At 50.8% G+C, this 11743-nt stretch carries 8 protein-coding genes; 4 read left to right on the top strand and 4 right to left on the bottom strand.

Features of this window, described 5'->3' with window-relative positions; translation table 11 throughout:
- Positions 1-1452 precede the first annotated feature (1452 nt).
- The 4 genes from H6750_11490 (at position 1453) to H6750_11475 (ending at position 6604) form a co-directional block, all read left to right on the top strand.
- The gene (locus H6750_11490; GenBank protein MCB9774931.1) at positions 1453-2958 is read left to right on the top strand and encodes an alkaline phosphatase family protein; all 1506 of its coding nucleotides are present in this window, start codon (positions 1453-1455) and stop codon (positions 2956-2958) included.
- Positions 2959-3255: 297 nt separating this feature from the next.
- Positions 3256-4431, top strand: a complete 1176-nt coding sequence (locus H6750_11485) for a glycosyltransferase family 4 protein (GenBank protein ID MCB9774930.1) — start codon at positions 3256-3258, stop codon at positions 4429-4431.
- 86 nt (positions 4432-4517) lie between these two features.
- The gene (locus tag H6750_11480) at positions 4518-5486 is read left to right on the top strand and encodes a glycosyltransferase family 2 protein (protein MCB9774929.1); all 969 of its coding nucleotides are present in this window, start codon (positions 4518-4520) and stop codon (positions 5484-5486) included.
- 5 nt (positions 5487-5491) lie between these two features.
- Positions 5492-6604 carry a glycosyltransferase gene (locus H6750_11475; protein ID MCB9774928.1) on the top strand — a complete coding sequence of 371 codons (1113 nt, stop codon included), beginning with the start codon at positions 5492-5494 and terminating at the stop codon, positions 6602-6604.
- A 315-nt stretch (positions 6605-6919) separates the two neighbouring features.
- Here the strand turns inward: H6750_11475 and H6750_11470 are convergent, their stop codons facing one another.
- The 4 genes from H6750_11470 to H6750_11455 form a co-directional block, all read right to left on the bottom strand.
- Positions 6920-8395, bottom strand: coding sequence for an oligosaccharide flippase family protein (locus tag H6750_11470; protein ID MCB9774927.1), 1476 nt, complete (start codon positions 8393-8395; stop codon positions 6920-6922).
- Complete coding sequence (locus tag H6750_11465) at positions 8392-9390, bottom strand: SGNH/GDSL hydrolase family protein (protein ID MCB9774926.1); 999 nt, start codon at positions 9388-9390, stop codon at positions 8392-8394. Before H6750_11465 ends, H6750_11470 begins: the two co-directional genes overlap by 4 nt.
- A 193-nt stretch (positions 9391-9583) precedes the next feature.
- Entirely contained in the window at positions 9584-10480 is an 897-nt protein-coding gene (locus H6750_11460; protein ID MCB9774925.1) for a glycosyltransferase, read from the bottom strand.
- Positions 10477-11484 (bottom strand): glycosyltransferase family 1 protein, encoded by a 1008-nt coding sequence (locus H6750_11455; protein ID MCB9774924.1) that lies wholly within the window; start codon positions 11482-11484, stop codon positions 10477-10479. Before H6750_11455 ends, H6750_11460 begins: the two co-directional genes overlap by 4 nt.
- Between the last annotated feature and the right edge of the window lie 259 nt (positions 11485-11743).

The raw sequence follows: 11743 nt of genomic DNA, 5'->3' as shown, positions 1-11743 counted from the left end.
GAATATGATATGGACTGTTCAAATGCTTACATCCATCAAGATATTGGTTGATTGTGCAAAAATCCCCTTTATGGGCGCTCAAGAATTCCTTGAGCCATAAAAGCAAGAATTGTTCCGTATTGAATCTTATTCGGAAGCCAGAATTACTGGCTGTAAAATAGTTTAAAAAACGAACCAGTGTGAGCCCATACGCGATAGCGGCTGTTTAGATTACGCGCAGGTCTCATTAAGCCAAAACTGAGAACTCTAAGCAGGGCCTAACGTCCTCGGTTGGCTCTTTCTACGAAGGGAGTGTTGAATAATTAAGATTAACAAGGACAAATTTCCCCAGGATTAGATTACTCATCAACGGCTCCGGGTCGGTTCAAAAAAGCATGCCCTGAGTCTTCCCGAAGGGTCCGTCCAGCAAGGCCGCAGCCGTTTTTACGCGCGGAGCGTACACGTAGTACGTGAGCACGGAAAAATGGCGAGAACGCCGCTGGCGGCTTTTTTCAACAGACCCACGAAACACCCAGTTTTCTGACGACGGTAATGGTGATGGTGATAGTTGAGACTATTTTGCCCTACAAGGCCATCGTCCCCTATAAAGAAGGAGACCCTTTTGAGCAACTGCCGGCGGGGGAAGACGATTGATCTCCATAGGATCCCTGTATGGGTTGTAGACGGTTGTCAGCGTTTTTGCCTTATTCCCCTCTCCTGTAATCAGGTGAAAGGCTTATGGAAACCATAGCCTTTGGTGTTTTTTAGCCGAATGCCAGGGGCTTTTTAGATAATGATGAAATACATAATTGCTTCTAATCCACGCTGCGACCGATCACTCTTAGGAAGTGGAAGCTAGATTATGGTCGCATACTCTAACGGCTGGCCGGGCAACTCGGTTGGTTGTCATGAGACATGAATATACCACCGGGTAGATCTTACCAATGAAGAGTTTGACAAGAACACCACTCCACTCATTTCCATGTCATTGAATGGGAGGAGGTTGGCCAATATGCGCCTGGCAAAATACCGTGCATGGCCCGACCGCTGCTATAGTTACACTTGGATCTGGAGGAATGCAAATGACCCAACAATCCTTGACCGGCCAACCTTGATAAACGCTTGGGCAAGACTTTCTTCCAAGGTCCCTCCTAGCCATTGACTAGAGTTATTGGACACAATGGCAACCCAGGTTAATCTTGATACAGAGTACCCTGGATTCAATTGGTCTATTGAAAGGTGTAACCCGATAACACCAATAGATTGATTTTAACGACTCAAACCTGGCATCTTCAAAATTTGAAGAACACTCAAAATGGCTAAACCTTACAAGGATTATCTCCAAACAATCAACGATTTTGAGAGGCCGAATGCCCCGGATATACCGTCACTAGCTCTCTTTCGAGGTAGTATCCGCAGATACCAGGCCCTCGGTTTTATCTGTCTAATCTGTTCTGTCATAGGGAGCAAAATATGATTGCGGCCATCTCTTTGGAGGCCCCATCGCTGCCCCTCATCCGTCAGTTAATCGCTGACAACCGAATGCCGCATCTCGCGGCTCTTCAACGAGAAGGCGAGGTTGTCAACCTCGACCCCCCATTTCTCGATGGAGCGGTTTACGCCACCCTCTATACCGGCCAGCATCTGTCGGAGCACGGAATTTACTCCTTGTTTACCTGGTCTCCTCCCGAGCAAAGGCTCCGATTGTCTCACGAACTTCTGTCAAATGACACTCTGTTCCGACGCCTGGACCGGGCAGGGAAACGAGTCCTTGCTATCGATCCCCCCGAACATCCCATCCAAGAACTGGCCAACGGTATTGTGGTAAGTGGATGCCAGTTTCGATCACGCGTCCACTTGGCTCAGTGGTCGCGTCCTCCGAGCTTGGGCATGGAACTTTCGAAATATCTTGGCAAGACACCAAGAGGTGAGGAAACCTTTGGACAGCCATCGCAGCACCACCTCCTCCACCTGCGTAAAATCCTCCTGCAAGCGCCCAGCCGCCTAGCTAGCGGGGTTGAACGATTAATGAAAGAGAAAACTCCCGATGTCCTGTGGTTGCATATGGCTGCCATCCACCTAGCGGGGCACCAGCTTTGGGATACAACCTCCGTCGATGTCATCGGGCAGTCATCAACGGGAAAGAGCCTGCTGGAACACTCCTTAATTGACGTATATCTTGCGGCCGACGCAGCACTGGGGCGAATAATCAAAATTTTACCCGACAAGGCAGATCTACTCGTGTTCTGGGCCAAGGGTATGGGCCCCGAGTCATGTCGGTCCGATCTTCTTTCCGAGATGTTGGAACGGATTCTGGCCCCCCCCTCCACGGTCCACACGTCTTCAGGGAATGACATTTTGACGAAGCTGCGTGCCTTTATCCCCACCTCCTTTCGTTCTAAAGTCGCGGATGCATTACCGGATTCACTTTCGCTCCAACTCACAGCTCGACTGGGAACGATGGGGAAAGACTGGAACGCGGTACGGGCCTTTTCGCTACCTTCAGACGGACCTGGATTGGTTCGGCTCAACATCCGCGGGCGCGAGCGGAATGGGATTATCACCGAATCCGAAGCAAAAGTGCTATGCGACGAGATCGCTGAGGGACTCAGAACCTTTAGCGACATCGATGGGAAAGCGTGCATTGCGGGTATTGAAAGACCCGGAGACCATTTACCTCCCGGGCACAAACTAGATAGGCTTCCCGATCTGGTTATTCGATGGACTGCTGAACAATCTACGAACCTTCGTGGCGTGGCTTCCCCGGTATACGGCACAATCTTGCGCGGAGGCGCGGGGTCAGGGCGGTCGGGTAATCACGTACCCGGCGCCGGCGCAATCATCGTCCCACGATCAGGAACCTATCAGGCGATCAATGGCAGAAACCCACATTTGGTTGATCTAAGTGCGACGGTCTGTGAAGCAGCGGGCGTGCCCCACAAGGACCTTCCCGGCCAGTCTTTTCTGGCATATCGATGAAAATATGCAGTGATGGAATTCCAGCCGAATCAATCAGCTTTGAGGAAACCAAAGGCAAAAAGCTTTCTTTTTAGGTGTCCGATAAATTGTCGGCTATGAACTTTATCTTTTATTTTGGCGTAGACTTTCCTTCGCTTCATGCTATTCTATTTTGATAACTGAGACAAACCATCCGGGAAATTTCTGCTAGAGTAAATCTCTACCCAACAAGCTAGTGGGCATCTTTCATTTGCGTTATCTCATCACATGTTCGTATGCCTTTCCTCAGCAAGCTGAGAGGTATCCTGTGCTGTTTTTATGAAAAGAATAAAGGTATTGTTTGTCTATATTGGTTTTTATCGGGATGCCGGAGCGGAACAAACCCCACTGGGTCTTGCCGAGGAACTTGATCGGGAGCGCTTCAGTTTTGAGATGGTGACCTTGATGCCGACCACCTCCACAATCGGCGCTGCGGTAAAGGCAACCGGCTGTACCATCCACGAACTCGGACTGGGCATTCCTCGCCTCACAGAACCGATCGGCATCATCAAGGTTATCAAAGCCCTTTATCAGATATTTCGCCGAATCAGACCTGACATTGTTCAGACGCAATCAGGTTTTTGCAACGTGTGGGCCCGTCTAGCGGCCAAATTGGCGCAGGTTCCCGTGATCATTGCGACTCTAAACTTTGGTGGGGAGCCAAAACCGCGATGGTATATGTGGCCGGTTATGCGTGCCATGCATCACTGGTTGGCGACGAGCACCGACGCCTACGTCTGTGTCGCTGAGCATTTGGTGAAGGAACAGTTACAGCCCTACGAATGGGATCGTGCCGAAATCATCGATGGCTTTTTCGACCTGAATCGTTTTCTTGCCGGCCGTACCGATTTGCCTGAAATCCAAGCCCTAACCGATCCCTCCCATCCAGTACTCGGCATTGTCGCAAGGCTCGAACACGATAAGGGGCATAAGGTGGCAATCGCGGCCATGCGAAAAATCGTTGACGCGGTACCCGGCGCTCGCCTCAAGATTGTCGGTGCCGGCAGCTTGGAACAAGAACTCAGGGATCAAGTGGCGGCGCTAAAACTCTCGGAATACGTCGAGTTTACCGGGCACCGAACTCAGATTTGCGAGATCATGTCCACTATGGACCTGCTGGTGATCCCTTCATATAACGAAGCGTTCGCCAGGGTGGCGTTGGAATCGATTGCCGCCGGGGTACCGTTATTAGGAAGTTGCAGCGGCGCATTTCCCCGAATTCTTGAAAACGGGAAATACGGCGAGTTGATCGCCCCAGCTGACCCTGATGCGTTGGCAGAAGCGGCAATCAACATAATCGCTAACCCTGCCCCAGCATTGGTTAAGTTAAAAGAAGCTCGAACTACGGTGCTCAGGCGATATACCAAAGAGGAAAGTGCACGGCGATATGCTAGTCTTTATCTGCGTTTAGCAGGAAATTCTTCGGTAAAAATTGCGAAAAATTCCAGTAAATAATAATTTCCGGGTCGAGGGCAGGGATTCAGACAGGTGAATCTTTTAAATTTTGATCTCTTGTAAACAAAGCAACTGGAGGTGTAACCATGCTTGATAATGAGCGCTCTGGAACTGGCCACAATTCGGAGCCGGTAGTTAGTGTGCTGATTGTGGCCGACCATGACACAGATCGCCATGCAGAACTCGCGGATCTTCGCAGTTGCCTTCAAGCACTCGCCGCACAGGAAGTGCACGAACCCGTTGAGTTTCTGCTTGTCGAAACGGAAGAGCGTGCCCGAAAGCTTCCACCCGACTTGCTGGCCGAGTTACCTGGTTTAAAGGTGATCGGCGTGCCCAAAGATGCGACCTACGAGCAAAAGAACGCCGGCGCAAAGGTTGCCCAGGGTAAAATTATAGCTCTCTTGGATGCAGACTGCATTCCGGTTCCCGGGTGGCTGAACTCACTGATCACCACATTTCGGTCCCACCCCCAATATGTTGCAGTGAGCGGCCGCACCATGTATGAGGGCAAAACCGCCACAGAACGATGCCTTTCAGTCTTATCCCGCGGCTTTCTCGACCCAGGGAAAGAAGGCCCAACCCGGTTCATTTCGAATAACAACTCCGGTTTTCTCCGAAAGATTTACGAACGGTTTCCCCTCCCGGAAAATGAAGGCCCTTACGCAGCGCAACTACAGTCTGCTGCCATGATGAGGGACGGCGCCCGTTTTCTCTTTCAGCCAGCCATGACGGTAATACACGACTTTGAGGGCTGGTCAATGGAGCGCGATATTCGTTGCCATATCGGCTGGGCCACGATCCGTATCCGTCAGCTCGACCCCGGATTGCGATTCAGCTGGCTGCTACGGCTCGGACAGGCTTCAATTCCTTTATTTTATATAGGCAGAGTTATTGAGAGCTTGGGGACTTGTTTTCGAGTCGGCCAACAATACGGCCTGCGACTAACGGACTATCCAATCGCACTGCTCCTCACCTTTTGGATACATTTCCTCGAAATCAATGGCATGCTATTAGCATTCCGGCATCAGCGAGTAGACAAAACGAAATATCGCTGACCATTATGGCCAAGTTTTTCATTGCTTCGCTGGTTGACCCGGCTTCGCACCCGGGTGGTGCAGGCACCTACACGCGCGGACTCCTTGGCGCGCTGGCGCGCACCCATGTGGTCAATTTGGTAGCTCCTCTCCATCCGCCCCCAGGCCCATGGTATCGGTCGCGCCAAGTAATGTCGTTGGCCCGGTCATACATTTCTGAACTTCCAGCGTTGCCATTGTTTACACGTCAGCCCGAGTTTAGGCTGAGAATTCGCAAAATCTCACGGTCCCAGCATTTCGATGCGGCGTTGATCAACGGCGGCGACATGCTATGGGCCGCCAAGGAATTACCACCAGAAATCCCCATCGTGCTCATCGCGCATAATCTGGAGCACCAGGTGCTGACTCAAAAACTGGCCAACTACCCACTCCTTTCACATGTCCTCAAACGAGAAATTATCAAGCAACGCCTTTATGAGATCGAGGGGTTCCGTCGCTCTCGAGGGGTTATATTTCTTTCGACAACTGAAATGGCTTGGGGTTGCACCCAGGTCCCAGGCCTGCGGGCTCTTCATGTTCCGCCGATGTTTACCAATCCTCCTATAGCACGTCAGCCCAAGCCCGACAGCCATCTACGGCTGGGATTCCTTGCCGATTTCGCATGGTGGCCCAATCGCCAAAGTTGGAAGTGGCTCATGGATAGGATTCTTCCCAAGGTGGGCCGCCCTATCACGGTTCACGTCTTTGGGCGACAGAGCGACCAGATACCCACTCGTGGCAGAGTTATTTCTCATGGCTTTGTCCAAAATCTCAGTGAGGTATGGGAACAGGTCGATATCATGATTTGCCCCATTCACGAAGGTGCCGGTGTGAACATCAAACTTGCGGAAAGCCTATACAATCGAATGCCGGTTCTTGCGACCACCATGGCAGTACGCGGCCTTGAATGCCCATCCGGACCTGGCCTGACGATCATGGATAGTGCTGATGAATGGGTTGCCTTCTTAAGTTCGTCCCAGGCTGATCTGCTCGCCGCCGAAATGCCATCGGAGGATATAAGCCGACAATTTTCTCCCGCCCGCCATAGAGAAAAGCTGGAAAAGTTCCTCACGGAGGTAACCCGAGGTGACCCGAGGTGAAAAACCTATAAAATCGTGGGACAGGAGAAACCCCTCTCAGCCTAATGTGAAGCTTTTCGAATGTGCCCGGAAACTCAGCGGAAACCACAAATCAACCAAGACAGACTGACAATGTTTTTTCACTTAAGGTTTCGATCTTCATGTTAAAGTATGGTTGCCCATCTCTTTACCCCCTGCTGAACCCATGCCAGCTATAATCCTCAACACGGCTGAAAGGTCAAAGGGCCCGATTCGCATACTCTGCCACTGAACCTACCGAATATTTCCCTGGAGGAAATAAAGTTCACCTCACCTCGATTCCTCTTTGAACCGGACTTACCTTTCATTCCGTTGTTCGATAGGTACCCTTCTTCGTGTGACAAACGAACGTGCGAGTGCAATTTCGTCGCTACTGAATTCCCACAAAACCAGATATGCCAGGATAATCACCCCTCCAATAGAAACAATCTTAATCATGAGCAGAAGGCCCGCGGTTGGCCACATCACTGCCAGGGTATAGGCCAGCACGCTGATGACGGCACTACGCCACAATGTACCAATTGGTGGGAAAATTGCCCAAAGCCGATAGATCGCACATACGGAAGCGAGGGCACCAATTCCCTGACTCATGGCTGTCACCACGGCAGCGCCCAGGGCATCGAATCTGGGAATCATCACCAGGTTCCCGATCACCACCAGCAGGACCAGCGGGGTACTTAAATACAAGGTGAATAATGGAGCACCTGAAGCCGTCGCAATGACCACGGCTACCGAGACCATAACAAACGCGATGGCTCCCATAATCAACACCGCCAGGATTGGACCAGCAAGCTCGAAAGACTGACCAAACACCAATGTGACGATTTCAGGAGCGGCGCCTGCAATGAGGGCTCCAAACGGGAATAAACCTACAACTATTCTCATTGCACCCAACCCCATACTTTTGGCCTGATCAGTTTTTCCCTCAAAAAGCAAGCGGCTCACTGTCGAAAGCAATAATGGAGAAAAGGACGTCCCGAACAAACCAGGTATGATCGACAAATTCTGGGCCGCACCATAGATTCCTGCCTGCTCCAGTGTTCCCCCTAGAATTTTCAGCATAACTAAGCCCATGCTGGAAAAAATAAGAAACAAGATGGATGAGATACACAGCAGAATACCAAAGTCATAAAATGGGCGAGTGGGAATGGCAATCCGGCCAAAAAGGGGAGGCCTAACATATCGACGGCTGATAGCGAGTTCGACAAGGGCCGCCCCAAGGCTTCCCAGTATTGCGCCAGGCACAGAAAGTCCCATTTCAACCAGGAACAGAATCAACAGCAGCCTGGCAATCCAACGGTAGGCATTGGTCACGGCTTTCTGCCGAAAACTACCAATTCCCACGAGGATGCTCTGGTGGGCTTGAGCCAGGCTACTGATGGGAATGTGGAGGGCATAGAGGGCGAGATACGGTGCAAGCAGCGGTTCGCCGAGCAGCCAGGCAAGGGGAAACGAGAGCAGACCCAGTAACACCCCTCCGCCAACCCCTGCAATGAATTGCAACCGGATGAGGGTGCTTCCAACTGGAAGCCAGGTTTTCGCTTCCCCTATAAACTTAATCGCCGGACGAGCAAAAAACGAGTTGATCCCGAGCTCCACCCATCCAAACAAGGTTGCAGAGAGTACCAATAAGCCATAGCCATCCGTTCCAAGCCGTCGGGTGAGGAACCCTGCGGTAATGAGTCCCGTTAGGGGAAACAGCAGCCCGGCGAGAAAGACTCGGACTGTCCCATCAACAAGATGACGGCCTGGTTGTGACGATAAGGGACTCACTGGGGAAACTCTGGTTGATGTTCCACATACAGGGCTAATGCTTCCCCGATTCGACGATGAACCGCAGGAGAAGGATGCCGGTCAAATCGACTGGCCATATATTCTTCAGTGGTAAATTCTTTACCTAGGTAGGATAAATCAAGATACCTGATACCGTCTTGTATTAGTCTGTCAGGGAGAGAACCCCAGGCATCTTCCTCCATTCGTGGAAGAAGCGTAATCAAGTAGGAAAGACCATATTGATTTGCTGTCTCCCTGAACTGTCGAAGGTAACGGTATGAGTCAGGAATCTCTCCGCGTGAAAGCAGGGGGTCGCTATATTGAGGTGGAGAATTCCAGAGCGAGGCTATATCCCGGAGCACATACAGAAGGCGAATTCCTCTTAAGGCTTCTCCAACCGGAGAATCAAGAAGACTTGCGATTTTTTGACCAACTAGGTAACCAGCAGAATCAATGGCGGGGGTCCGGTCGAGATTCAGATCAGGCGGAATGATCGCCATAACAACCAGATCCGGTCGAATATTCACCATACGATGCTGTAGCACGGCGGCCATCTCTTTCACGCTATACGCCGATACACCGAAATTAAACACTTTCACGGTCAAGAGACTTTGTTGCTGATTCAGCATATGTTCCAGAACCTCGGTGAACGTTTCTTCAGTATTGGGAACACCCTCCCCAAACGTGACGGAATCACCCACGATCGCGATTCGATATTCCTGTGGTTGTTTGGAGCCATAGATCATTCCGGGTACTTTCGAGCGCAATCCCAGGCCATCCGTGTTAATGAAAACAAGCCCTCGGGCTCTAACTTGCATAAGATTAGGTTTATGTATGTAGGGAATGTCCTCGCTTGGTTCAAATGAGGTATAGATCGGATCATGAATGTGATGCTCCGAATACCCCCAGAGTCTAACCCCAATTTCCAGTAGAGGTATGGTCACAAGGAGCAGGTAACAAGCATACAACAGGGCTCTTTTCAATCCTTTTGGCATCGATGCTTCTCTCTTAACCTGGGCCTTCGTTTCGGATTTTTCCCTGGCTCGGCCATACAGCTTATGAATGTCCCCGCTGTATCGTTCGAACCCACGCTGACCGATAGGGCAGCTTGTTTGTCATCTGTTGCTTATCGTTCCTGGATCATAACGATAGATGACCGCTCCGTTATTGGGTTGCAATGGCCTCGCCTTACTCACAAGAGTCACCGTTGGTCGATACAGGTGTATGCTGAGCGGCTTGCCATAAAAATCCTGCCAGATTCGCCATCTGCCACAACCCTAACAAACCGGCCATGCGGAATGGCTTCCATGAGAGGGCACGGCGGAATACCGAGGCATAAAACCGTGGATCAGGCTTCGAAAGACTGCGTCCGCATCGTGCCCGCGTACGATGAAACTGAAATGCCCCACGCCCATAGCTGAAGTGTTGTCGACAAAATGCTGTCAAGGTGAGTTGGTGATAATGATGGACAATGGCCTTAGTAGTATACACAAGGGGATATCCTTGCCGTATCCACCGGTCACAAAATTCGCGATCTTCCGAAGTACGGAAAGATGAATCGAATCCTCCCATTTTATGAAAAAGCCTGGTAGCAACTGCCATATTATTCGACGCGAAAAACCTGAGATCACTATCACGGCTAAGAAAAAACGCATAGGCCTCATCGACGATCATTTGGCTGGCGGTTGAATAGATATTGTCGATCAGCCCATTCACAGTCCGCCCACCAACAAGTCCTGCTGGAACATCATGGAATGATTGGGCAAGCTCCCGTAACCACTGTTGCGTCGGGACACAGTCATCGTCAGTAAAAGCCAGAATGTCCCCCCGTGCATGTTGCGCCCCCATATTGCGAGCTGAAGCCGGACCGGTATTGAATTGACGCAGACAGAGGATATTCGGAAGATTGGTCTCATCACTCCTTAGCACTTCAACGGGAGCCGGGCTCCCATCATCAACGACAATGACCTCGAACCGGTCATGTGGATAGTCGAGTCGGGAACAGGCCTGTATACAGGCAGCAAGTCGCTTCGGCCTATTGTAGGTCGGAATCACGATCGAAAAAATAGGTTCAGCGGTCTTCATGAGTACGCGGTGAAATTGGATATGAGATCAACGATCTGGTTTACCGATCGTTCCATGGTCACCTCCTGAGTGATCAGTCCATAAGCCCGTTCGCTAATTGAAGCACGCACCTCATCATGAGTCAGATAGTACCGAATCCTTTCGGGCATCTCCTCTATCGAGGCGCTGATAAAATGCTGTCCTGGCACAAAAGGGTCTGGGCGGTATATCGGTTCGGATACAACCAGAGCCTTGTTTGCCATCCCCAGGATCAATCGGAGATCCGGAAACTCTCCAGGTGTTCTGGACAGGTTGAGAAGTATTTTCGTCCGATTTAGTAATTCCGTCCTATCCTTCCCCCAACAACCTGGACTCGCATAACCTCCAACCACATGTATTCGAATTCCACATTTCCGCAGGCGCTCCAAGAGACGATTCCGCCGGGGGACATCCTGGGCTCCGAGGAACAGCACGTCGATATCCCTGGTCAAATTCAAGTCTTGTCCACATGAAGGCTCGTATCCTAGTGGAACCCAATCGGACTCGATACCTTGCTCAGAAAGAAAGTCCTTGCGTCCTAATGTAGCAGCCACAAGAATATCCGGTAGCCTATTCCTCACCCAACGACGCAACACAAGATAATTCGTGTAGACATCCGTCGCTTCGGACCTGCGAAGTATGAACTTTGCCGTTTCCCACCAGTTCAATCGCGGCCATGGCAAGCCAGCCGCGCTGGGAGGCGGGAGAGGTTCCGTGTGCCAGAGTATGACCAGAGGCCTTTGCGCTTGGTTGATGGCGGTGAGTTGCGCAAAGAGTCCAGCATACCAATTCGTATTTCCCCAGATCCAAACGACACTATCGGCTGCAAGGTTCAATGGCCCATCCTTAATCTGCCTTACCTGATGTCCGGCCCTTTCAAGAATCGAAACCACTGCACGAGGGGGAGATCCGAATTTTGTAGCAAAACCCCGATAGCAGAACGTGATGGCAAGTTTCCGGGCGACCGGTGGTTTCGAAGCAATCATCTGGATAATTCTCAGTTCGTACCGGCATGGCTACGAGATAAGGATTGGCACGTGGCATGGATGTTCATTAGAAGCATTCCTTCTAAAACCTAAATATCATAAGAAAACGCTTTTCACACATGCAGTGATGGGCTACAATGTTTTCTCGGATGTTGTCAGAATTTCGAAAGGAACTGGCTGCCCGGCTGCGTGACCTGATCCAAGGGCATTCGCGAAGATTTCTTTGGAATAAGGTGCCATATAATCTGCGAATATCCAT

The organism is Nitrospiraceae bacterium (genome assembly GCA_020632595.1).
Classification (GTDB): Bacteria; Nitrospirota; Nitrospiria; order Nitrospirales; family UBA8639; genus Nitrospira_E.
The sequence above is the reverse complement of the archived record's forward strand: the minus strand, read 5'-3'. Positions and strand labels throughout refer to the sequence as shown.